Raw genomic sequence first — 22,711 nt, forward strand, 5'->3', positions numbered from 1 at the left:
TGGGCTGGAGCATACAAACCCATTTCAGCAAAGTCACCCGCCGTCATCCGGCAGCGGCGAAGCGCCTGGCGGGCCGTCGTTACGATGGTCATGATCCCCGCCACGTCGGCACACCATCAGGAACGCGCCAGAGGAGCAGAGCGTCACCATGTTTGAGAGTCTGAAGAACCTCGCGGACAAGGCCACCGACCTCGCCCGCGAGCACAGCGACGTGCTCGGGCAGGGTCTGGACAAGGTCGGCGACGTGATCGACGACCGGACGGACGGCAAGTACAGCGGCCAGATCGACACCGGTGTCGAGAAGGCCAAGGGCTTCCTGCGCAACCTCGACGGCGAGCAGAAGCCGGCCGAGTAGCCTGCCACCGGGCACGATCGCCGGTACGACGGTCGAACGAAGGCACGGGCGGACGGGAGGGGTCGGCAGCGGTGAGCGAGGAGCAGAAGGGGTCGCGCTGGGGGCGCTGGCTGGTCGTCGGCGTGCTGGTCGCGGCCGGGTGGGGCATCGTCCGGGGCGGCGGCCACCTTGACCCGGCATCCTCCGGCGCCTCCCCGGCCGCGACGACCACCACCGGCTCCTCGCCGGACGGTTCCGCGCCCTCCACCGCGCCGTCGAAACCCTCCACGCCCGCCTCCACCGCGCCGTCGAAACCCTCCGGACGCTACGACCCCGCCGACTACGCGGCCCCGGTGCGCCGGTACGCCGCCGAGGCCGGGGTCGACCCGCAGCTGCTGATGGCGATCCTCTACAACGAGTCGTACAAGCCGCACGACCCGGAGCTCGAACGGACCTGGCAGCGCAGCAAGCCCGACGCCTCCTTCGGCATCGCCAACATGCACCGCGCCGCCTTCGACGACACCAAGCCCGGCCGCCCCTTCGCCTCCCGCCGGTGGGAGGAACTGCCGGACGACCGCGACCTGGCCATCCAGGCGGCCGCCTGGCACCTGCACGACCTGGCCGGACAGCTCCCGGCGCGCCCGGCCGCGCCGCTGAACCACGACGAACTCCTCGCCCTCGGCTACAACGCCGGCGCGGGCAACATGCTGGCCTTCGCCCGCGGGGTCAAGGTGGGCTCCCAGGCGCAGTCCTACCTCGACCGGTTGCACGACAACTGGGCGAAGTCCGGCACGGCCGTGCAGTAGCCCCGGGTCTTCAGACCCAGGGCCACTGCGCCCAGGGTCGGGCGAGGGTCAGTGGGCGCCGAGACGGGCGGCCCACTTCGCGCGCCAGGCGAGCGCGTCGGCGACGCCCTCGGCGATGCCCCGCCGCGGCTTCCACCCGAGCAGCTCGCGGGCGGTGTCGACGACGGCGTAGCAGCCGATCACGTCGCCGGGGCGGGGGCCGGTCTCGCGGACGTCGAGGGTGCCGCCGACGGCCTGCTCGAAGGCGGCGACCAGTTCACGCACGGTGGTGCCGTCGCCCGTCCCCACGTTGATGACCCGGTAGCGGTCCCCGGCGCCGGAGGCGATCACCTCGTCGAAGCGGACCAGCGCCGCGACGTGCGCCTCCGCCAGGTCCTGGACGTGGACGTAGTCGCGGATGCCGGAGCCGTCCCTGGTCGCCCAGTCGACGCCGGTGATGGTGAACGGCGTGCCGTTGGTGTGCGCCTCGATCAGCTTGCCCAGGGCGTGGGTGGGGTTGAGGTCCTGCAGGCCGGTGCGCAGCCTCGGGTCGGCGCCGATCGGGTTGAAGTACCGCAGGGCGATGACCCGCTGCCGCTCGGCGCCCTCCCCACGGGTCCAGTCCTGCAGGACCTGCTCCATCATCTGCTTGGTGCGCGCGTAGGGGCTGTTGGCGTCGACCGGGCAGCTCTCGTCGACCCGGGCGTCCGGGGTGGGCGCGTAGATGGAGGCGGAGCTGCTGAACACGACGCGGGTGCAGCCGTTGCGCTGGAGGGCGTCGAGCAGCTCGACGGTCTTGGCGACGTTCTCCCGGTAGTAGTACAGCGGTTTGGCCACCGACTCGGGCACGACGATCCTGGCGGCGCAGTGCAGGGTGGCGTCGATGTCCGGGTGCTCGGCGAAGATCCGGTCGAGCAGGGCGGCGTCGGCGATGTCGCCCTGGTAGAACACCCGGCCCTCGACGAACTCGGCCCGGCCCTTGGACAGGTCGTCCAGGATGACCGGGGTGATGCCCTGGTCGAGGAGGGCGGACGCCACGGTGCTACCGATGAATCCCGCGCCGCCGGTGATCAGGACCTTCTTCATGCGCGGACGCTCCCTTGCGGTCGGCCGGACACCCGGTGGCGCCCGGTGACCACTGGGACGACGGTTCGGGCCCGACGGTTCCCCCGACCGGGTCCCCGGCCGGGTCCCGGCGGTCCCCCGACGGGCCGAGGCGGCTCAGCCGTGCGGACGGCGGCGGAGCCAGAAGCCGGTGGCGACCAGCACGACGGCCGCGGCGGCGGTCCCGATCGCGGCCCAGGTGGCGGCGTCGGGCGTGGTATCGGAGGGGGTGCCCCGGGCGACGGGACGGGCCGGGGCGGCGCCGTCGAGGGCCGGCGGGACGGTCGAGGTCTGGGTCGGGGGCGCGGGCGCTGGTATGGCGGTCGAGGCGGGGCCCGTCGTCGCCGCGGCCCCCGACAGCGGCGGGTCGCCGATCACCGGGGCCTCGACGTCGAGTTCGCGCTCGCCGTGGCCCGGCGAGGGGAACGCGCAGTCGACGGTCACCCGCCAGTGCCCGGCTGGGAGCATCTCCCGGGTGGTGTACGTCCCCGCCTCGCCCGGGACGGCGACCAGGCGCCAGGGGCCGACCGTGCGCCCGTCCGAGGACGCCGCGGCGAGCGTGCCGACGAACTCCCCGGTGACCGGGTCGTGGTCGTTCTCCCAGGTGGCGACGGTGCTGACGTGGCCGTTCCGCTGTCCGGAGACGTCCAGGTGGACGGTGTCGCCCTGGACGGCGGCCGGTGCGGCGGCCGGCAGCACGGTCGCACCGGCGAGGGCGAGGGCGGCGACGAGGGGGCGGGTTCGCATGGCGGGCAATCCTCGTGAGGGCTGAGGGGCGGGCAGCGGTGGCGCCGGGTGCGGACGCCACCGGGTGGTGGCGGCGCCCGCACCCGGCGCCCCGGGCGGTCTCAGGAGGTCTTCAGCAGCGACCGGTTCAGGTCCGTCCGACCGTTCGACTGCTGCAGCTCCAACAGCCAACCACCGTAGTGCCAGCGGCCGCCGAGCCCGCGAACCAGCGCGCCGTCGTTCGCCGCGAAAGTGAACCCGTCGGTGCAGGAGGCGAGTTGCCGCTGCTGCGCGACACGCCGTCCGGAGCGCGGACCTGACGCGCCGACGATCCGGACCTCGCAGCCGACCGTGACCGGAGCGGTCGACTCCGGTCAACCACACGACATCTCAATCGAGATGACTGTCCGTCACCCAAGGAGGGAGGTCGTCCCCGAGGCCGGGAGCGGGGTCGGCGGCGCGGAGCGGGTCGACGGCGCGACGGGGCCACCGGCGGGCGTCGGGGTCGACGCCGGCGAAGCTCCGTGCTCCGGGATCCCATCGCGTTCCTCTCCTCGCGCGAGGGCCCGGGCGCCCCGGGGTGAGGGGGCTCGGGCCGTCCGACACTCCGGAGAGCGAGGAGGGTGGGCGGGGATAACAGAAACCTCTTGCGGAATCGCGTTTCCCGCACCTGCGGACGACCCCGGACACGACAGTGCCGGGGAGCGCGATCGGGGGGTGTGCGCTCCCCGGCACGGGGGTGGTGGCGGCCACCCGGCCGGAGTCCCGGGGCCTGGGCTCCGACAGCCGGACACGCCCTGGCCGTCCGGTCGTGACCAGATCCTTGAGCTGGCCGATTCCCGCCCAGGACACGCCGGCTGGGGCCATGCGCCGACGGATCGTCAGGCAGCGGCCCAGACCGTCCCCGGCCCCGGCCGCACCGCCGCCCGCCCGCCGGCGCAGCCGCCGTGCAGCCGGGCCAGCCCGGCGGCCAGCCCGTCCCGGTCCCCGGCGAGCCACAGCCGCAGCGCGGCGGACAGCGCGGCGCTGGCCGGCCCGGTCGACGGGCCGCCGGTCCGCGCGATCCGCTCGCCCAGCAGCGGCAACAGGTCCGCGACCGGGGCGGGCAGCCAGAGGGTCAGCGCGCACGGGCCGGGTCTGGCCAGGACGCGCCGCAGCGGCAGCGCGGAGGCGTCGTCGTGCAGTGCGGGGATGACCTCCAGCAGGCCGTCCACCACGACCTCGGAGACGTCCCCGCCGTGGCCGCGCGCGAGGTCCCGCAGCAGCGCGCGCTCGACGGCGGTGATCCGGACGGTCAGCATGACGTCGTCGCAGTCCATGGTCCCGGTTCCCCTGTCGTGGAAATCGTGGAAGTCGTGGCGGTCGGGGCGCTCGCGGCCGTCAGGGGCGGTGCGGTCCCGCCCCGGTGGGTGTCCTGCCCGTCAACGGCGGTCCGCTACCGGCGTTATCAGGCCGTAGTGGCCGTCGTAGCGGCGGTAGAGCACCCGGGCGCGGCCGTCGCCGGGGTCGGCGTGGCAGACGAACGGGGCGCCGGTCAGCCAGAGCCGGCGGGCCGCCTCGGGGAGGTCGAGCGGGCCCGCGGGGTCGGCCCCGGCGGCGGCGCACTCCAGGGCGCCGCTGAGCGGGCAGCGGTGGACCAGGCTGTCCCGGCCGGTCGTGGCGTCCACGAAGAGGTGGAACCGCCGGTCCAGCGCGAGCAGTTCGCGGGCGGCCTGCTCGGGGGTGCGGTGGGCGAGGACCACCTCCTTGCGCCGGGCGATCCGCCGTTCGGCGAGCGGGCGGGCGGCGTACTGCGGGCGGTAGGCGCTCTCGTGGACGGCGGCGAGTCCGATGTCGCCCTGTTCGCGCAGCCGGACGGCCCGGCCGGCGAGGGTCCCGAGGGTGAGGTCGACGGCCTCCCGGGCGGTGGCGGCGGCGAGTTGCACCCGGACCGGACCGGCGCCGGCCAGGTCGACGTCGGCCTGCGCGAGGGCGGGCCGGGTCACCGTCCGGGCGCGCGTACGGGTGAGCCGGATGCGCAGCGCGCGGGCGCCGGGGCCGAGTCCGGCCGCCGTGTCCAGCGCCTGCGCCCGGGCGTACTCGGCGTCCTCGCGCGGCAGCTCGCCGCGGATCTCCACCCGGACGTCTAGGGTGGGCCGGTGGCGCAGACGGGTCATCAGGGTCCTCCTTCTCCCGGACCATGCTGGACCTCGCGCGGCCGGGCGGCGAGGGTCCAAAGACCCTGCCCGCAGGGCCCGGCGCGGATCTTTTCGGCGGGGCCGTCGCCGCAGGTCAGAGCCCTCCCCGCGGGTAGTCCGAGCGGGCCCGGCTGATCGACCGTTGGAGTGATCCGCCCGCGTTCGGCGCAACGCCCGCCCAACCGGCGCGTTTGCCATGACGTGCGCCCTCCAGTCGAGGTGCACGCGGGGCCCGCGCTGGCCGCCCCCGACCTCCCGGCCGGCCCGTCGGCGCCTCCCCCGGTACCGTCCGCACCAGCTCCTGCGATGAGAGGAACTGTCATGACCCTGATGACCGAGATGCGGAAACGGGACGTCCCCCCGAGAACCGCGCCGCCCGCGCCCCGCACCACCCGCGCGGCCGTCCCCCCGCTCGCCCCCGGCGCGCTCCCCGGCCTCGGCCACGCGGCCGCCCTGCTGCGCGACCCGCTCGGATTCCTGGGCTCGCTCTCCCGGCACGGCGGCGTCGTCCGGATCCGGCTCGGGCCGCGCACCGTCTGCGTGGTCACCGACGCCTCGCTGGTCCACACCCTGCTCGTCGCCCTCGCCTACGACTGCCCGCGCGGCGCCGTCCAGGACACCCTCAAGACGGCCTTCGGCGACGGCCTGCTGATGTCCGAGGGCCAGGCCCACCGGGACCGCCGCCGGGTCGTCCAACCCGCCTTCGGCCCGGACCGGATGGCCGAGTACGTCGCCGTGATGCACCAGGTCACCGAGGAGCGGGCCGGGCGCTGGCGCCCGGGACAGGTCCTCGACGTGGCCAAGGAGATGAACCACCTCGCGCTGGAGATCGTCACCCGCTCGCTGTTCGACGCCCGGCTCAGCGAGGACGCCACGCTGGCCTTCCACCGGGCGCTGCCGGACATGGTGAAGGGCCAGATCGTCCAGTCCCTCTACCCGCACCCGGCGCTCGCCCGGCTGCCACTGCCGGTCAACCGGCGCTTCGACGCCGCCGTCCGGGTGCTCAACCGGGTCGTCGACCAGGCCGTCAGCGGACGGCCGACGGACGCCCGGAGCGCCGATGCACCGGCCGCCGGCGGCACCGGTTCCACCGGGCGGGGCGGCACCCTGCCCGCACTGCTGCGCGCCGCCACCGACCCGGCCACCGGCCGCCCGCTCACCGAGGCCGACGTCCGGTCCGAGGCGATCACCATGTTCGGCGCCGGCACCGAGACCGTCTCCACCACGCTGACCTGGCTCCTCGACGAACTCCTGCGCCACCCCGAGGTGGAGGCCAGGGTGCTCGCCGAACTCGACGAGCACCTGCCGGCCGGCGCCGTCCCCACCCCCGAGGCGCTGGCCAGGCTCACCTACACCCGCAGCGTCACCCAGGAGGTGGTGCGGCTGCACGCGCCCAACGCCTTCCTGATGCGCACCGCCCAGGTGCCGGTGGAGCTCGGCCCGTACCGGATCCCGGCCGGCACCGAGCTGCTCTACAGCCTCACCGCGCTGCACCGCGACCCGCACCGCTACCCGGAGCCGCTGCGCTTCCGTCCGGAGCGCTGGCAGGGCGGCGGCGGGGCCGGGCGGCAGTCCTTCCTTCCGTTCGGCGCGGGCAAGCACAAGTGCATCGGGGAGGCCTTCGCCTGGGCCGAGCTGACGGTCGCGGCGGCCGCGATCCTGCGCCGCTGGCGGCCGGTGGCCGTCCCCGGCGCGCGGGCCCGGGAGGTGGTGTGGACGACGGTCCAGGCGCACGGGCTGCGGGTCCGGCTGGACCCGCGCGACGCCCGGCCGCCGCGCCCCGACAGCCCCCCGGCCGACCGCGCGGCCGTCGAAGCCCCCCCGGCGGGCCGCTGTCCGGTGCGCGTCCCCGGCCTCACCCCGGCACCCGACCCGGCACCCGACCCGGCACCCGACCCGCCCCGGACTCCGCGCCGACCCGGCGAACTGCACACCGCCGCGCTGCGGCACGCCGACTGGGCGGTCGGCCGCGGCCTGCTCGCCCCGGCCGAGCTGCCCGGCTACCGGGCCTACGCCCTCCACGAGTTGATCGGCCACGCCTTCCCGCGGACCCGCGGCGCCGACCTCGACCTGCTGGTCGACATGCTGGGCTGGTTCACCATCCTCGACGACCGCTTCGACGGCCCGCCCGGGCGCCGCCCCGCCGAGGCCCGCGCCGTCGTCGACCCGCTGATCGCCGTCCTGCACGGCGCCGCCGGCGGCCGACCGGACGCCTCCGGACCGACGGGCGTCCCGACCGGCGACCCGCACGCCATCCCGACGCCCGGCCCGACGCCCGGCCCGGACGGCCTGCTGCTCGCCGCCTGGCAGGACCTGTGGGAGCGCCAGACCCAGGGCATGTCGCCGCAGTGGCGCGCCCGGGCCGCCCGGGAGTGGCAGGCCTGCCTGGAGACCTTCCCCACCGAGGCCGGGCACCGCGCCCGCGGCACCGTCCCCGCCCTCGGCCTGCCCGAGACCATGCGGCTGCGCCGCCACAGCAGCTGCCTCTACCCGTTCACGAACATACTGGAACGGGTCCACGGCGCCGACGCCCCCGCCGCACTCCACGCGGAGCCCGCACTGCACCGGCTGCGCGCCAACACCGCCGACGCCGCCACGCTGATCAACGACCTGTACTCGCTGGAGCGGGAGGAACGCCAGAGCGCGGCCGCCTTCAACACCGTCCTCGCCCTGCAGCGGATCCGAGGCTGCACCCGCAGCCGGGCCGTCGCCGCCGTCCGCGCCCGGGTCGCCCGGCTGCGACGGGAGAACGACGCCCTGCGCAGCGACCTGCGTCGCCGCCACCCGGCCGGGCGCTGGTACCTGGACGGCACCCGGGAGCTCGTCGAGGGCGTCCAGGCCTGGACCAGCACCAGCGACCGCTACCTCGTGACGGACCGCCCGCGCCGCTGAGCGGACGGGCCGCTCAGTGGCGGCCCCCGAGCGCGAACAGCAGCAGTACGAAGCCGGCGAACAGGTGCGTGGCGAAGATGTAGATCCCGGCCCGGATGAGCATGGCCTTGCGCCTGCGCTTCTCGTCGCTCGTACCGTCGCTCGTGCTCCGGCGCGTGCTCTCGCTCATGGCGGGGGTTCTCCTCGGGTCGGTCGGCCGGGTCGGGCGCGGGCTCAGCGGGCCGGCCGGCCGCCGGGGGCGCGCAGCTCGGTGAGCAGCGCGCCCTGGTCGGTGATCAGCTCGGTCAGGATCCGGCGCGCGGCGCGCAGCAGTTCCGCCACGTCCGGGGTGCTGAGCGCGTAGACCACGGTGTTGCCCTCACGGGTGGCCGCGACCAGCTGGGTGCGGCGCAGCACCGCGAGCTGCTGGGAGAGGTTGGACGGCTCGACCTCGATCTCGGCCAGCAGCTCGCGCACCGGCCGGGGCCCGTCCTGGAGCAGTTCCAGCACCCGGATCCGGACCGGGTGGCCGAGGGTGCGGAAGAACTCCGCCTTGGCCTGGTACAGCGGGACCGGCATCGTCCGCGTCTCTCCCTCGGGTACGGCTCGGTGGGCGTCCGGCCGCGCGTCCACACCGGCGGCCGGCAAGCATCATCGCGACAGATGAAGATTTCTTCAAGTCGTCACAGCGGGCACCCCGCCGGGCCGTCCCGGCGGGGCCCCGGGCGCGCCGCACCGGCCGAGCCCGGCCCGGGCGCGTCGCCTCACCTCCAGGGCGGCCCGGGGAACGCCGGAAGCCGAGCCCGGGATGCTGCCAACTCCCGGACTCGGCCGTTATGGTGACGTGACGTCAGCAGACTACAGGCACATCCACCACGACCGGGGCCGGACCCCGCCAGATCGACTCGACACTGAAGGAGGCGTGGACGGTCGAACCGCACGGCGCGGTGGCACTGATGCCGTCGACCCGCACGGTGCTGACCGTGAACACGGTGCGCCCGCTCACCGCACCGAGCGACGCGCCACCGGTCACGTCGGCCGACAGGTGGGTCAGTAGCTCCTGCGGCGCCGGCGGCCACGGGGTGCCCGGGGAGGGCGGCCCGGCCAGGCCGATCTGCCCGTACAGCACGACGCTGCTGCCGGTGACCTCGGCGCAGACCTTGGTCGACAGCCCGGCCTGCAGGCCGTTGTAGCCGCAGGTCGTGACCGTGGCGGCGACATCGGCGGCGCCACTCGACGGTACGGCGAACGCCGGCACCGGCGCCGAGAGCAGGGCGACGGCACCGGCCGCGCCCGCCGCGATCCGCGTGATGCGGTTCATGGACTCCTCCTTCGGAGGGTGTGAGGAACGATCTGGACAGGTGAGGTAGCACATGTGACATTTCATAGGTGCCACGACGAGAACTTTGCCATGCGATTCCTATGCCATGACCCGGTTCCGCCTTGGAACTACCAAGGAGACTGAAATCTGTACCTTCGATGGCGCAATCACGCCCCGAGAAGTCAGCGCCCGCACACCCTTCGTGGCCGGCTGCGCCCGCTGCCGGCCGGGGCCGACCGGGCGCCTCCGGTTCAGTGCAGTGCGGCGCGCAGGGCGTCGACGCGGGCGGCGGCGGCCGTGAAGGCGTCGCGGTCGAGCCGGCCGGAGTCCAGGGCGTCGACGAGGGCCGCGGTGGCGTCCTCGGCCTGCTGCGGGTCGCGGGCGGAGCAGAGGATGAGGTCCATCCCGGCCTCGGCAGCGGCCACCGCACGGGCGCCGGTGCCGCCGTACGGGGCGAGGGCCTCGGCCTCCAGGGCGTCGGTGACGGTGACGCCCCGGAAGCCCAGGCGGCCGCGCAGCTCCCCCTGGACCACGGTGGGCGACAGCCCCGCCGGACGGACCGGGTCGAGCGCCGGGTAGATCGCCCAGGAAGCCATCACCAGCCGGACGCCCGCCGCGATGGCCGCCCGGTAGGGCGCCTCCCCACGGGCGCGCAGCTCGTCCAAGGGCACGGGCAGGGTGACCGGGCGGGTGTCGGTGTTCTGGTCGCGAGCGGCGGAGCCGAGCCCGGGGAAGTGCTTGGCCGTGGCGGCGACACCCAGGCCCTGCTGGGCGGCGAGGTAGGCGCTGCCCAACTCACCGACCCGGGCCGGGTCCTGGCCGAAGGAACGCTCGGCGCGGTCGATGAAGTTGCCCGGGGCGTCGTACACGTCGAGCACCGGCGCGAGGTTCACGTTGAGCCCGGCGTCCGCAAGCGCGCCGGCCGCGCCGACGCCGGAACGGGCCGCCGCACCGACCGGGTCGGGATCCAACCCTGCCCGGCGGGCGGAGAGTTCGGGCTCGCCGGGCAGGCGGCGCACCTTGCCGCCCTCCTGGTCGGTCATCAGCAGCAGCTCGCCGGGCGCCGGCGAGTCCGCCGCCGCCTGCCGCAACTGTGCGACGGCCTCGGCGAGTTGCGCCGGGCTCGTGACGTTCTCCGCGAACAGGATGACGCCGGCCGCCCGCCCCTCCCGGATCGTCTGCAGCACGCCCGGAGGCGGCGTCGGACCGGCGTAGGACAGCACGATCCGGCGCCCGGCGAGCTGCCGTGAATCCTGATCGGCCATCGCCGTCGTCCCCTCCGCCGTCCCGCCCGTCGTCCCGTTCACGGGCGTACCCCGCCGCAGCAGGTCGGCATCACGGCGCACCGGCGCCGCCTCGCCCGGAACCGGCCCGAGCATGGCCGCCAGCACCACCAGCACCGCTCCGAGCTGAACGGTGCGCCCGAGCCTGGCCATCACGTCTCCCTGCGGTCGGCAGTGGGATACGGTCCGTCAGCGTACCCAGCCCGGGCGCAGCCGGCGACCGGGCGAAGCCACCCGGGCTGCCTTCGACCAGGGCGTCGCCGACCTGCGGCGCGCAGCCGAGCCGGGCGGCATGTTCCACTACACCCTCTTCAAGGCCGTGGCGGTCAGCCCGTAGCGCCGGCGGGAGGGCCGCCCGGCTACCGCTCCTCCGGGCTGTCGCCGAGGGCGACCAGCAGGGTGCGCATGGCGTCGACGAGGGCGGCGGCCTGGGCCTCGTCGAGGCCGGCCAGGATGCGGCGCTCGGTGGCGAGGTGGTCGGGCAGGGCGCGGTCGATCAGGTCGTGGCCCTCGGGGGTGAGGGCGACCTCGCGGCTGCGGCCGTCCACGTCGCTGGCGGTGCGGGTGACCAGGCCGCGGGCCTCCAGCCGGTCGAGGCGCTGGGTGATGGCGCCGGAGGTGACCATCGCGGACTGCATCAGCCCGGTGGGGGTGAGGCGGTACGGCGGGCCGCTGCGTTTCAGCGTGGCGAGGACGTCGAAGGAGGCGGCGTCCAGGCCGTGGTCGCCGAAGGTGCGCTTGAGCTCCACATCCACCAGGCGGTAGAGGCGCTTGAGCCGGCCGAGCACCTCCATCGGGGAGACGTCCAGGTCGGGGCGCTCGACCGCCCATTGCGCGACTACTCGGTCCACATGATCTGCCACGGGTTCAGGGTAGGGGATTCCGCCGATATTCCTTAGCGATGAGGTAACTGTGAGCCACGTCACCCCCGCAGAGAGATGAAAGATGCCTTAGCGCTGAGATACATTGGCTTAGTGCTAAGAAATCGCCTCGGAATCGTGCTGGTGACCGCCATAGCCCCCGCCGTCTGGGGGTCGACCTACATCGTCACCACCGAACTGCTCCCGCCCCATCGCCCGCTCCTCGCGGCCGTCCTCCGGGCCCTGCCCGCCGGGCTGCTGCTGATCGCGCTGACCCGCCGCCTGCCGCAGGGCAGCTGGTGGTGGCGCTCGCTGGTCCTCGGCGCGCTCAACATCGGCGCCTTCCTCGCCCTCCTGTTCATCGCCGCCTACCGCCTCCCCGGCGGGGTCGCCGCCACCGTCGGCGCCGTCCAGCCGCTGATCACCGCCGGGCTCTCGGCCGCGCTGCTCGGCGACCGGCTCACCCTGCGGACCGTCCTGTCCGGCATCGCGGGCGTCGCCGGCGTCAGCCTGCTGGTCCTGCGGGCCAACGCACAGCTGGACGTCGTCGGCGTGGTCGCGGCGCTCGCCGGCGCGGTGGTCATGGCCACCGGCGTCGTCCTCTCCAAGCGCTGGACATCCCCCGCCCCGCTGCTCGCCACCACCGGCTGGCAGCTCACCGCCGGCGGACTGCTGCTGGTGCCGGTCGCGCTGCTCGTCGAGGGCGGCCCGCCCTCCCATCTCACCGCCGCCAACCTGCTCGGCTACGGCTACCTCAGCCTGATCGGTGCGGCGCTCACGTACGCGCTCTGGTTCCGCGGGATCCGGGCGCTGCCGCCGACCTCGGTCTCCTTCCTCTCCCTGCTCAGCCCGGTGGTCGCCACCGCGATCGGCTGGCTGGCCCTCGGGCAGGACCTCAGCCCGCTCCAGGCGCTCGGGGCGCTGATCGTCCTCGGCTCGCTGGTCGCGGCCCAGACCCAGCGGCGCCGCGCCACCCCCGCGCCCGCCGCGCAGGCCGCCGCCCAGCCCACCCCCACGCAGGCCGCCGACCCGCAGGCCGCACCCCCGACCGTCCGCGAGAACGCCTGATCCCGCCCCCGGGACGCCCCCTGACGTTCCACGAAGTCCCGCGAAGTCCCACGAAGCCCCGCCCGAGGAGAACCTTCATGCGCATCACCGTGTTCGGCGCCACCGGCAACGTCGGCGGCCGGGTGGTGGCCGAGGCGCTCGCCCGCGGCCACCAGGTGACCGCCGTCGTCCGCGACCCCGCCAAGCCGCACGGTCTGCCGTCCGCCGCCGCCCTCACCGTCGGCGACGCCCGCAACGCCGAGGACGTCGCACGCATAGCCGCCGGACAGGACCTGGTGATCACCGCCACCCGCCCGGCACCCGGCAGCGAGCACGAGTTGCCCGCCGCCACCCGGGGCCTGCTGGCCGGCCTCGCCGGGACGGGCGTGCGCCTGCTCGCCGTCGGCGGCGCGGGCAGCCTCACCATCCCCGGCCGCGGCGGCCTGACCGTCGTCGAGGACCCCGGCCTGCCCGCCGAGATCCTGCCGATCGCCCGGGCCTGCGGCGAGCAGTTCGACCTCTACCGCGCCGACGCCCACGTCGACTGGACCTACCTCAGCCCCGCCGCCGTGCTCGAACCCGGCGAGCGCACCGGCCGCTTCCGACTCGGACGGGACGAACTGCTGGTCGACGCCGACGGCCTCTCGGCGATCTCCATGGAGGACCTCGCCGTCGCCCTGCTCGACGAGGCCGAGCAGCCCGTCCACCGCCGCACCCGCTTCACCGCCGCGTACTGACCGGGGGCGGGCCGCAGGTCCGGGGTGTACCCAGCACCACCCCGGACACGGAACCTCGCATGATCGACCGTCAGAGCGCACTCGGACAGGATCGTTCCCGTGAACACCACCGCATCCGACATCACCGCCTCGACGGCCACCGCGTCCCACACCACCGCGTCCCACACCACCGCGTCCCGCACCGCCGCCTCGAACGCGGGCGCCTCGAAGGCCGGCGCACCGAGCGCCACCGCCTCCCGCACCCGGCGCGCCGCCGTGGCCGTCGCCGCCGCCGTCCTGGCCGGCCTCGCCCTGCCGGCCCCCGCGAGCGCCGCCCCGGACACCGCCCGCAACCCGGGTGACGCCGAGGCCGCGCCCGCCCGCTACACCCACCAGACCCTCGACTGGCAGCCCTGCGCCCAGCAGCCCACGCTGGACTGCGCCACCATGACCGTCCCGCGCGACTGGCACCACCCCGACACCGGGGCCGACCTGAAGATCGCCGTCTCCCGGCACCGCGCCGGCGACCCGGCCAAGCGCAAGGGCACGCTGCTGATGGCCGCCGGCGGCCCCGGCGCGTCGGGCCTGCTGCGCCCGGCGGGCCTGGCCACGGCGGCCCCCGCCGTCGGCGCCGCGTACGACATCGTGGGCTTCGACCAGCGCGGCGTCGGCCAGAGCACCCGGGCCGTGTGCCAGACGCCGGAGGAGTTCACGGAGTTCCTGGCCGGCGACTACCGCGATCAGTCCCCGGCGGCGATCGACAAGGTGATAGCCAACTCCAAGAAGCTGGCCGCGAGTTGCCAGGAGCACAGCGGCGACCTGCTGCCCTACCTGAACACCGAGCAGACCGCCCACGACATCGACCTGTTCCGCGGCCTGCTCGGCGAGCAGAAGATCAGCTACTTCGGCCCGTCCTACGCCTCGATGATCGGCGCCTACTACGGGACGCTCTTCCCGCACCGGGTCGAGCGGATGATCCTGGACAGCAACATCGGCTTCGACGGCACCTGGGAGAAGTTCGAGCTGGGCCAGCCGATGAGCTTCCAGCGCCGCTTCGACGAGGACTTCGTCCCGTGGCTGGCCGCCCGGGACGCCACCTACCACTGGGGCTCGACGCCCGAGCAGGTGCAGGCGCACTGGGAGCAGCGCCGCGCCGCGCTGCACGACCAGCCCATCACCGAGGGGTCGTTGACGATCGGTCCGAACCAGCTCGACAACGGCGCGATCAGCGCGATCTACGAGGAGGCCACCTTCCCCCTCCTCGCCCAGTCCCTGACCGCCGTCGACGACTGGCAGGCGGCCGATCCGGCGGCCAAGACGATGGCCGGGCGGGTGTTCGGCCAGTACCTCAGCCCGGAGTTCCTCGCCGAGTACTTCTCGGTGACCTGCGGCGACACCCCGTGGACCAAGGACATGGACACCTGGGTCGAGCGCGGCGCGGAGAACACCGCGCGCTGGCCGCTGGCGGGCGCGCGCACGCTGGCCTTCAGCGCGGTCTGCGCAGCCTGGCCGACCGCGCCCGCCCCGAAGGTCAAGGTCACCGGCGCCCACCTGCCGACGGTGCTGATGCTCAACTCGGTGCACGACCCGGCCACTTACTACGAGGCCGCACTCGGCGCGCACCGCGCGCTGCGCGGCTCCAAGCTGGTGACCGTCACCGGGAGCGGCGACCACGGCCAGTACCCGACCGCCAACACCTGTGTCACCGGCGTGGTCGAGGGCTACCTGCTGGACGACCGCGCCCCCGAGCACGACCTCACCTGCCCCTCCCCGCAGGCGGGCTGACCCCAGCGGGCTCCGGCCAGGCCCCCGACCGGCTCCAGTCAGGTTCGCAGCCGCGACTCAGGTCCCCAGCCCGCCTCGGCCGGACAGGCCCTCAGGTCCGCAGCCGCGACCGCAGCCAGGCGAAGGCGGCGGCCAGCCCGGCGAAGCCCCCGACGGCGAGTTTGATACCGCCCTTGGCGACCAGCCAGCCGATCCAGGGGACACCCCAGCCCAGCCAGTGGAACACGGCCAGCAGCACGACGGCGCCGCAGACGGCGGCGAGCACCGTCACGGCCACGGCGGCGGCCCGCGAGAGCTCGCGCGGGCCGCCGCCGTCCGCGTCCTGCGTCTGCTCCGCCAGGTCACCCGTCATCTCGTTCGCGCCCCCGTCACCCACGGTTCGTACCTCCATGATCCACGGGATGATCATACGGGGGGTCAGCGGCGGGCGCGGTGGGTGTCGCCGAGGTGCTCGCCGGTCTCGTCGTCGGGGAAGCTGACGGCCAGGGTGACGCGGTACTCGTCCACGTCGTGGCGGTGCCCGGGCACCCGGGCCCAGGCGAGCGAGTGCACCTCGGCCTCGGGGGCCTGCCGGCACCACGCGGCGGCCTCCTCCAGCGCGCGGGCGGCCGAACGCCCGGTGCACACCACGGCGGTGTAGGCGGCGACGGCGACGTCCCCACCGCTGCGGCCGGCCCTCGACACCGACCGGACCGCCGCCGCGGCGCGGGTCAGGTCGCGGGCCAGGTCGTCGACCACCCGAGGGGGCGCCGGGAGAACGGCAGCTCCCTCGGCGACGGTATCCGGCAGGTTCGCACTCACGGTCTGGGCCTCCATCCGCATCGTCACGGGGCACAGCATGCCGGGCGGAGATTCCTGGCATGCCCACTTTCATCAGAACGTCACCCGTCCAGGGGCGAGTTGGGGCCGCCCCCTGGCGTCCGGGTGCTCGCCCTGGTAGGGAGCGGCCCCACCGGTGCCGGGCATCCGCGCAGGTCAGGACGGTCGACGACGGGCGCCGCCGGGGAGCCCGGAACGACGCGCACGTACCACCCCCGCGCCCCGAACCGCCCGTCCGGCCGCCGGCACGCTCCGCCCACCGCCGTTACGTCCTCGGTCAACTCCCGTTACCGAACCGGGAGATACCGCCAGAGCGCAGCCCGTAGCATCCCTCCCGTACCGCATCCGCCACCGGCGCCGGGCCGATGGACAGGACCTCTGGGGGACTCGCATGCACACCAACCCGCTTCTCCGGTACGGCCGTCGGCTCGCCTGGCTGCCGGCCGCCGCACTCGCCGCCGCCGCACTCACCGGCTGCTCGTCCTCCGCCCCGAAGCGCGACACCGCCGCAGCGCCCGCCCCGACCACCACCGCCGCCACCACGACGACCGCGACCACCGGCACCCCGACGGCCTCGACGAGCGCCCCGACGGCCGCGTCGACGAGCGCCGCCGGCTCCGCCGGGAAGCGCCCCGACGACGCCTGCACCCTGCTGACCTCCCCGCAGGTCGTCCAGACCGTCGGCACCTCCGGCCCGTTCACCGGCACCCACCCCGACCCGGGCTCCGACGGCACCCGGCCGTGGGGCTGCACCTGGGGCTCCCGCGAGTCCTACGCCTCCATCCAGGAGATGCCGATGGCCAACCTCGCCAGGGTCACGGCGGACCCGGAGCTGTCCGTCACCCCGCTCCCGGTGGTCGGCCAGGAGGCCGTGCTGACGACCCGCAAGGGCACCGGCGCCCGGCCGTTCGTCTACTTCGTGGCGGACGGGCGCCTCTACCTGGTCGAGGTGACCAAGAGCCGCGCCCCGGGCGATGAGGTGAACGCCCCGCTGGAAGGCGTCGCGGAGACCGCCCTGGCCGGGATTTTCGCGAAGCGGCTGGGGGCCTGACGTCCAACGATCTGAGGCGGCCTCACCCCCGCTGAACTGCGGGTGTCAACCGACCGGCGGGGCCCGGGGCCCCTGCCGGACACCCCGGCCCGGTCAGACGGTCGTGATACTAATCGTCCCGGCGGTGGGAGCCGTCAAGCAACGGCAGGCACGATGACGAGGGCTCATCCGTTCCGGGAAGGTCCGGACGGCGACGGGGAGGGGCACGGCATGACGGAGCGGTTCGGCAAGGCCCGGGGCGGGCGCGGGCTACGGCTCGGCAAGCGGGTCACGGGGACGGCGGCGGCCTTCACGGCGCTCGCCGCGCTGACCGGCTCTCAGATGACGGGCTTCGGGCTCGCACCGGTCGCGGCCGCCGACGTCGTGACGGCGCCGGACGCCACCTCCTCCCAGGCCGGCTCACCCGTCGGCGACGGCCCGACCGCCGGTGTCGGCAGCACCTTCGGCACCGGCATCCCGGCCGACGGCGGCGGCACCGTCCAACTGCCGCAGCCCCCGGGCACCGTACCCGGCCTGCCCGGCGTGCCCGGCGTGCCCAACGCCGGCCCGTTCGCCGCCACCGGGGCGGCCCTGCCCGCGACCGTGTTCGCCGCCTACCGCCAGGCCGAGGCCTCGACCGCGCAGCGCTCGCCCGGCTGCCACCTGCCGTGGCAGCTGCTGGCCGCGATCGGCCAGGTCGAGTCCGGCCAGGCCAACGGCGGCCAGGTGGACGCGGCGGGCACGACCTTCACCCCGATCCTCGGCCCGGCGCTGGACGGCAACGGCTTCGCCGCGATACCCGACACCGACGGCGGGCGCTACGACGGCGACGCGCGCTGGGACCGCGCCGTCGGGCCGATGCAGTTCATCCCCTCCACCTGGGCGGTCTGGGGCGCGGACGCCAACGGCGACGGCAAGGCCGACCCGAACAACGTCTTCGACGCCGCCGAGAGCGCCGCCCGCTACCTGTGCGCGGGCGGGCGCGACCTCACCGACCCGGCGCAGCTCGACCGGGCGGTCCTCAGCTACAACAACTCGGGCGAGTACCTGCGGACGGTCCGCAACTGGATGGCCCACTACGGCAGCGGCGCCGTCACCACCGTGCCGAACCGGCCGGCGTCCTTGATCCCGCCGGGCTCCTCGCCCTCCCCGCTCCTCCCGCCGACCGGGACGACGCCGGGCGCCACGGCCGGTACGCCGAGCACGCCCGCGACCACCCCGACGCCGTCCTCGCCGAGCACGCAGCCGAGCACCCAGCCGACGGCGCCGACCCCGAGCCAGTCCCCGTCCGCATCCGCGCAGCCGACGCCCGGTCCGAGCACCACGCCCACGGGCACGCCGAGCACCGCGCCGCCCGCGACCCCGACGACCACGCCGTCGGGCACCCCCTCCGGCAACCCGTCCCCGCCGGCCACCCCGACCGGAACTCCGACGGCCACCCCGACCGGGACGCCCACCGGGACCCCGACCGGGACGCCCACCACCTGCCCGAGCCCGACGGCCACCGCGACCGCCACTCCGACGGGCACCCCGTCGCCGACGGCCACGGCGACCGCCACCCCGACCGGCACTCCCACCGCTCCCGAGTGTGCCACGGCGACGCCCACCGCCACGCCCACCCCGGGCGGCACCCCCTCCGGCGCCGCGAGCCCGACCCCCAGCGCGTCGCTCTCCCCCTCCGCCGCGCCGCCGGCCCGCTGAGACTCCTTCACCGCTGACGGCCCGCACCCCCTGGTGCGGGCCGTCGGCGTTCCCCGTCCCGTCCGCTACTGGCCCGAGCCCGATACCGGCCCTGACCTTGACCCAGGCTCCGGCTCCGCCCCCGCCGCCAGCGTCGCGCGGTGAACGCGCCACCGCGCGAGCATGCCGTGCACCTCATCGACCATGAACGTGAAGAAGGCCGCGCTCTCCCCCAGCCGGTCCCCCGCGACGGTGCCCGCGCCGACGGTGGCCTCGCCGTCCTTGAGCACCCGGATCCAGCGCATCAGGATCTCGTCGCGCCGGGTCATCGACTCGAACCAGACGTCGTTCAGCACCCGGTAGCGGTCCCGCCGCGAGCCCGGCTCGCGCTCCTTGGAGACCAGGCCGACCTGGGTGAGGTAGCCCATCGCGCCGGACACCGCGGCCGGGCTGATCCGCAGCCGTTCGGAGAGCTCGGCGGAGGTCAGCACGCCGCTCTCCTCGGCCATCAGGCAGGAGAAGACCCGGGCCGGCATCCGGCTCATGCCCGCGACCACCAGCTCGGCCGCGAACCGCTCGACGAAGTCCGACACCGCCTGCTCGTCGCGGCCCTTCTCCGGCTCCCGCTCCACCACGTGCGCCGTCCCCTTCCCGGTGATCATCACGTTCTCGACCGAACTTTAACGCCTTCCCAATATTCACGTTTTTCTGAAACTACGGTAGCTTCAGCAGCATGACGAAGGCAATCACCCTGTCCGGCCTCCGCAAGACCTTCGGCCGGACCGCCGCGCTGGACGGCCTCGACCTCACCGTCGAGACCGGCGAGGTGCACGGATTCCTGGGGCCCAACGGCGCCGGGAAGTCCACCGCCATCCGGGTGCTCCTCGGCCTGCTGCGCGCCGACGGCGGCAGCGCCCGGCTGCTCGGCAAGGACCCGTGGCACGACGCCGTCGAGCTGCACCGCCGCCTCGCCTACGTCCCGGGCGACGTCGAACTGTGGCCCAATCTCACCGGCGGCGAGGCCATCGACCTGCTCTCCCGGCTGCGCGGCCGGCTCGACCGCCGCCGCCGGGACGAGCTGATCGAGCGCTTCGACCTCGACCCCACCAAGAAGGGCCGCAGCTACTCCAAGGGCAACCGGCAGAAGGTCGCCATCGTCGCCGCACTCGCCTCCGACGCCGAACTGCTGCTGCTCGACGAACCGACCTCCGGCCTCGACCCGCTGATGGAGGTGGTCTTCCAGGACGTCGTCCGGCAGGCCCGGGGGCAGGGGCGCACCGTCCTGCTGTCCAGCCACCTCCTGGACGAGGTGGAGAAGCTGGGCGACCGGGTCAGCATCATCCGCCACGGCCGGGTGGTGCAGACCGGCAGCCTCGGCGAGCTGCGCCACCTCACCCGCACCACGGTCGAGGCCGAGACCCACCGCCCGGTCACCGGGCTGGAGACGCTGGAGGGCGTGCACGGCGTCCGCACCGAGGGCGCCCGGGTGCGCTTCGCCGTGGACGGCGCCCACCTGGACGCCGCCGTCCGCCGCCTCGGCGAGGCCGGGCTGCGCAGCCTGGTCAGCCACCCGCCCACGCTGGAGGAGCTGATGCTGCGCCACTACGGCGACGAGCTGGCCGCCAACGGGCACCCGGTCGACGGCGAGGCCGCCCGATGACCGCCACCACGACCGCGACCGGCACGCCCACCGCGGCCCCGGGCCGACCGCGGCGCTCGTCCGCCACGCTGGCCGGCACCGCCGCCCTGCTCCGCTTCGACCTGCGCCGCGACCGCGTCCGCATCCCCGCCTGGGTGCTCGGCCTCGGCCTGCTCACCCTCGCCAGCGCCAACAGCGTGCACGCCGTCTACCCGACCGCCGCCGACCGGGCCTCGATCGCCCACGCCTCCGCCGGCCCGGCCGTGCTCGCCATGACCGGCCCGGGGCACTACCTGGCGGACTACACCTGGGGCGCCATGCTCGGCCACCGGCTGCTCGGCCTGCTGGCGGTGCTGGCCGGGCTGATGAGCGTCCTGATCGTCAGCCGGCACACCCGGGCCGAGGAGGAGAGCGGGCGGGCCGAACTGGTCCGCTCCGCCGCCGTCGGCCGGCACGCCCAGCTCGCGGCCGCCCTGGCCACCGCCGCCGTCGCCGACCTCGCGCTCGGCCTGCTGCTCGCCGCCGGGCTGCCCGGCCTCGGCGTCCCCGGGCTCGACACCGGCGGCGCGCTGCTGTTCGGGGCCGCGACCGCCGCCGCCGGGCTGCTGTTCGCGGCGGTGGCCGCCGTCGCCGTCCAGGTCACCGAGCACGCCCGGACGGCCTCCGGGCTGGCCCTCGCCGTGCTCGGCGCCGCCTACGCGCTGCGCGCGGCCGGGGACGCCGGCGCGAACGGGCTCGCCTGGGCCTCCCCGATCGGCTGGCTGCAGCGCACCTACCCCTTCCTCGACGACCGCTGGTGGCCGCTGCTGCCCGCGCTCGCCCTGGCCGCCGCCACCGGCGCGGCCGGCTTCGCGCTGAGCACCCGCCGGGACGTGGGCGCCGGTCTGCGCGCCACCCGCCCGGGACCGCCCACCGCCCGCCCCTTCCTCGGCACCCCGCTCGGCCTCGCCCTGCGCCTGCACCGCGGCCTGCTGGGCGGCTTCGCGGTCGCGCTGCTGCTGCTCGGCGCGATGTACGGGTCGCTGCTGGGCAACGCCGACTCGATGCTCAAGGACGTCGACCAGCTGAAGGAGGCGCTCGCCCGGCTCGGCGGCCGCACCCTCGCCGACTCCTTCGCCGCGATGACCCTGCTGGTGGTGGCCGTGGTCGGCGCGGTCTACGCGGTCCTGGCGATGCTGCGCCCGCGCGCCGAGGAGACCGCCGGGCGGGCCGAACCGGTGCTGGCCACCGGGGTGTCCCGGTCCGGCTGGCTGGGCGGGCACCTCGTGGCAGCACTGCTGGGCTCGACCGCGGTGCTGCTCGCGGCGGGGGTGGGATTCGGCCTGGCGGGGGCGCTGTCCACCGGTGACGGCGGCGCGTTCCCGCGACTGGTCGGCGCGGCCCTGGCGTTCGCGCCCGCCCAGTGGGTGACGGTGGGCTTCGCCGCCGCCGTGTACGGCTGGCTGCCCCGGGCGACGCCGCTGGCCTGGCTCGTCCCGGCGTACGCGTTCGTGATCGGGTACCTGGGCCCGCTGTTGAAGCTGCCGTCGGGCCTGGAACGGCTCTCGCCGTTCGGGCAGGTGCCCCGGCTCCCAGCGGCCGCCATGGACTGGACGCCGCTCGCGGCGCTCACCCTGGTCGCGGCCGCGCTGATCGCCCTGGCGCTGGCCGGGTTCCGGCGCCGCGACCTGGACCTGCGCTGACGCCCGAGCGCCGTTCCGAGCCGCGTCGGGGCCCGGGACGGCGCGCAGACCGGACGGGGCCGGCCGCGATCGGCCGGCCCCGGGCCGGGTCACAAGTGCTTGACCAGCTCCGGCATCAGGTCCTGGAAGGTCCGCCCGCTGGCCGGCTGCCCGATCGCGGTCATCTGCCAACCGCCGGGCGTGCGCTGCACCTTGGCCATGATCTGCGCGGTGTACGGGCCGCCGCCGGTCAGCGTGTACCGGGCCAGCTCGGCGCCGGTCTGCTCGTCGACCAGTCGGCAGAAGGCCGCCTCGACCTCCTGGAAGGTCTGGCCGGTGAAGGAGTTGACGGTGAAGACGATCTGGTCGACCTCGGCGGCCATCCGGGTCAGGTCGACGGTGATCGACTCGTCGTCGGTCGCGTCGCCCGCGCCGCCCACCAGGTTGTCGCCGCTGTGCCGGACCGAGCCGTCGTTGCTGTTGAGGTGCTGGAAGAAGACCACGTCCACCGGCCGCCCCTGGGAGAACAGCACCGCCGAGGCGTCCAGGTCGATCTCCCGGCCGGCGGCCAGCAGCTTGGCGAAGAAGCCCTTGGGCTGTGCGGCCTTCCAGCCCAGGCCCATCCGGACCACACTCAGCTGTCCGCCGCCCGGCTTCTCCAGGCTGATCTTCTGCCCCTTGGCCAGCGAAACGCTCATCGTGCCCTCCTCGTCCCTGCCGCCGTTCCGTGCCGTGAATCTACAGCACTGTCGAATATCCATGATCATCCGACCAGCAGGCTCCGAAGACCCCTACCCCGCACTCCCCCCGCCGTCACCACCGGCGCCGGTCTGCACACTGTCAAGCGCCCCGGGGAGGAGCTCGCCCGACCCG

Annotated in this window: 23 protein-coding genes; 10 read left to right on the forward strand and 13 right to left on the reverse strand. The window is 75.1% G+C overall.

Translation table 11 applies throughout. The annotated features are described in order from the left end of the window. The first annotated feature begins 148 nt into the window (after window positions 1-148). Window positions 149-355, forward strand: coding sequence for an antitoxin (locus P3T27_RS21060; RefSeq protein WP_280680643.1), 207 nt, complete (start codon window positions 149-151; stop codon window positions 353-355). Window positions 356-426: 71 nt separating this feature from the next. Next, window positions 427-1,140 carry a transglycosylase SLT domain-containing protein gene (locus P3T27_RS21065; RefSeq protein ID WP_280680644.1) on the forward strand — a complete coding sequence of 238 codons (714 nt, stop codon included), beginning with the start codon at window positions 427-429 and terminating at the stop codon, window positions 1,138-1,140. Window positions 1,141-1,188: 48 nt separating this feature from the next. On the opposite strand, the gene galE is transcribed toward P3T27_RS21065, so the two are convergent. From galE to P3T27_RS21085, 4 genes are all read right to left on the reverse strand, one after another. After that, entirely contained in the window at window positions 1,189-2,205 is a 1,017-nt protein-coding gene (gene galE, locus P3T27_RS21070) for a UDP-glucose 4-epimerase GalE (protein WP_280680645.1), read from the reverse strand. 135 nt (window positions 2,206-2,340) lie between these two features. After that, a complete protein-coding gene (locus P3T27_RS21075) occupies window positions 2,341-2,970 on the reverse strand; it encodes a hypothetical protein (RefSeq protein ID WP_280680646.1) in 630 nt (209 codons plus the stop codon). 860 nt (window positions 2,971-3,830) lie between these two features. Next, window positions 3,831-4,268 carry a hypothetical protein gene (locus P3T27_RS21080; protein ID WP_280680647.1) on the reverse strand — a complete coding sequence of 146 codons (438 nt, stop codon included), beginning with the start codon at window positions 4,266-4,268 and terminating at the stop codon, window positions 3,831-3,833. Window positions 4,269-4,370: 102 nt separating this feature from the next. Continuing rightward, a complete protein-coding gene (locus P3T27_RS21085) occupies window positions 4,371-5,105 on the reverse strand; it encodes a sigma 54 modulation/S30EA ribosomal C-terminal domain-containing protein (RefSeq protein WP_280680649.1) in 735 nt (244 codons plus the stop codon). A 342-nt stretch (window positions 5,106-5,447) separates the two neighbouring features. On the opposite strand from P3T27_RS21085, the gene P3T27_RS21090 reads away from it, so the two are divergent. Next, complete coding sequence (locus P3T27_RS21090) at window positions 5,448-8,018, forward strand: cytochrome P450 (protein WP_280680650.1); 2,571 nt, start codon at window positions 5,448-5,450, stop codon at window positions 8,016-8,018. A gap of 13 nt (window positions 8,019-8,031) precedes the next feature. Here P3T27_RS21090 and P3T27_RS21095 read toward each other — a convergent pair whose 3' ends face one another. The 5 genes from P3T27_RS21095 to P3T27_RS21115 form a co-directional block, all read right to left on the reverse strand. Then, window positions 8,032-8,187, reverse strand: coding sequence for a DUF6126 family protein (locus P3T27_RS21095; RefSeq protein ID WP_280680651.1), 156 nt, complete (start codon window positions 8,185-8,187; stop codon window positions 8,032-8,034). A gap of 44 nt (window positions 8,188-8,231) precedes the next feature. Then, complete coding sequence (locus tag P3T27_RS21100) at window positions 8,232-8,576, reverse strand: metalloregulator ArsR/SmtB family transcription factor (protein ID WP_280680653.1); 345 nt, start codon at window positions 8,574-8,576, stop codon at window positions 8,232-8,234. 271 nt (window positions 8,577-8,847) lie between these two features. Next, the gene (locus P3T27_RS21105) at window positions 8,848-9,318 is read right to left on the reverse strand and encodes a hypothetical protein (RefSeq protein WP_280680655.1); all 471 of its coding nucleotides are present in this window, start codon (window positions 9,316-9,318) and stop codon (window positions 8,848-8,850) included. Window positions 9,319-9,569: 251 nt separating this feature from the next. Further along, on the reverse strand, window positions 9,570-10,754 hold the full coding sequence (locus P3T27_RS21110) for a glycoside hydrolase family 3 N-terminal domain-containing protein (protein ID WP_280680657.1): 1,185 nt from the start codon (window positions 10,752-10,754) through the stop codon (window positions 9,570-9,572). Window positions 10,755-10,960: 206 nt separating this feature from the next. Further along, the gene (locus P3T27_RS21115; protein ID WP_280680661.1) at window positions 10,961-11,464 is read right to left on the reverse strand and encodes a MarR family transcriptional regulator; all 504 of its coding nucleotides are present in this window, start codon (window positions 11,462-11,464) and stop codon (window positions 10,961-10,963) included. A 135-nt stretch (window positions 11,465-11,599) separates the two neighbouring features. Here P3T27_RS21115 and P3T27_RS21120 point away from each other — a divergent pair, with 135 nt between their 5' ends. The 3 genes from P3T27_RS21120 to P3T27_RS21130 all read left to right on the forward strand — a co-directional run bounded on the left by P3T27_RS21120 (window position 11,600) and on the right by P3T27_RS21130 (window position 15,009). After that, window positions 11,600-12,529, forward strand: a complete 930-nt coding sequence (locus P3T27_RS21120; protein WP_280680662.1) for an EamA family transporter — start codon at window positions 11,600-11,602, stop codon at window positions 12,527-12,529. Between the two features lie 77 nt (window positions 12,530-12,606). Beyond that, window positions 12,607-13,245: an NAD(P)H-binding protein gene (locus P3T27_RS21125; protein ID WP_280680664.1), complete on the forward strand. Its 639-nt coding sequence runs from the start codon at window positions 12,607-12,609 to the stop codon at window positions 13,243-13,245. 99 nt (window positions 13,246-13,344) lie between these two features. Next, window positions 13,345-15,009: an alpha/beta hydrolase gene (locus P3T27_RS21130; protein WP_280680666.1), complete on the forward strand. Its 1,665-nt coding sequence runs from the start codon at window positions 13,345-13,347 to the stop codon at window positions 15,007-15,009. Between the two features lie 91 nt (window positions 15,010-15,100). Here P3T27_RS21130 and P3T27_RS21135 read toward each other — a convergent pair whose 3' ends face one another. Then, the gene (locus tag P3T27_RS21135) at window positions 15,101-15,400 is read right to left on the reverse strand and encodes a hypothetical protein (protein ID WP_280680668.1); all 300 of its coding nucleotides are present in this window, start codon (window positions 15,398-15,400) and stop codon (window positions 15,101-15,103) included. Window positions 15,401-15,426: 26 nt separating this feature from the next. After that, window positions 15,427-15,837, reverse strand: a complete 411-nt coding sequence (locus P3T27_RS21140) for a hypothetical protein (RefSeq protein ID WP_280680670.1) — start codon at window positions 15,835-15,837, stop codon at window positions 15,427-15,429. A gap of 382 nt (window positions 15,838-16,219) precedes the next feature. Between P3T27_RS21140 and P3T27_RS21145 the strand changes: the two genes are divergently transcribed. Both P3T27_RS21145 and P3T27_RS21150 read left to right on the forward strand, forming a co-directional pair. Further along, entirely contained in the window at window positions 16,220-16,879 is a 660-nt protein-coding gene (locus P3T27_RS21145) for a hypothetical protein (protein WP_280680672.1), read from the forward strand. Window positions 16,880-17,089: 210 nt separating this feature from the next. Then, window positions 17,090-18,559, forward strand: a complete 1,470-nt coding sequence (locus P3T27_RS21150; protein ID WP_280680674.1) for a lytic murein transglycosylase — start codon at window positions 17,090-17,092, stop codon at window positions 18,557-18,559. Between the two features lie 65 nt (window positions 18,560-18,624). On the opposite strand, the gene P3T27_RS21155 is transcribed toward P3T27_RS21150, so the two are convergent. Next, window positions 18,625-19,200 (reverse strand): MarR family transcriptional regulator, encoded by a 576-nt coding sequence (locus P3T27_RS21155; protein ID WP_280680839.1) that lies wholly within the window; start codon window positions 19,198-19,200, stop codon window positions 18,625-18,627. A 71-nt stretch (window positions 19,201-19,271) separates the two neighbouring features. Between P3T27_RS21155 and P3T27_RS21160 the strand changes: the two genes are divergently transcribed. Continuing rightward, on the forward strand, window positions 19,272-20,198 hold the full coding sequence (locus P3T27_RS21160) for an ABC transporter ATP-binding protein (protein WP_280680676.1): 927 nt from the start codon (window positions 19,272-19,274) through the stop codon (window positions 20,196-20,198). After that, window positions 20,195-21,859 (forward strand): ABC transporter permease, encoded by a 1,665-nt coding sequence (locus P3T27_RS21165; protein WP_280680677.1) that lies wholly within the window; start codon window positions 20,195-20,197, stop codon window positions 21,857-21,859. Before P3T27_RS21160 ends, P3T27_RS21165 begins: the two co-directional genes overlap by 4 nt. A gap of 89 nt (window positions 21,860-21,948) precedes the next feature. Here P3T27_RS21165 and P3T27_RS21170 read toward each other — a convergent pair whose 3' ends face one another. Beyond that, window positions 21,949-22,536: a TerD family protein gene (locus P3T27_RS21170; protein WP_280680680.1), complete on the reverse strand. Its 588-nt coding sequence runs from the start codon at window positions 22,534-22,536 to the stop codon at window positions 21,949-21,951. Window positions 22,537-22,711 lie beyond the last annotated feature (175 nt).

Origin of the sequence: Kitasatospora sp. MAA19 (assembly GCF_029894125.1) — a bacterium.
In the GTDB taxonomy this organism is placed as follows: Bacteria; Actinomycetota; Actinomycetes; order Streptomycetales; family Streptomycetaceae; genus Kitasatospora.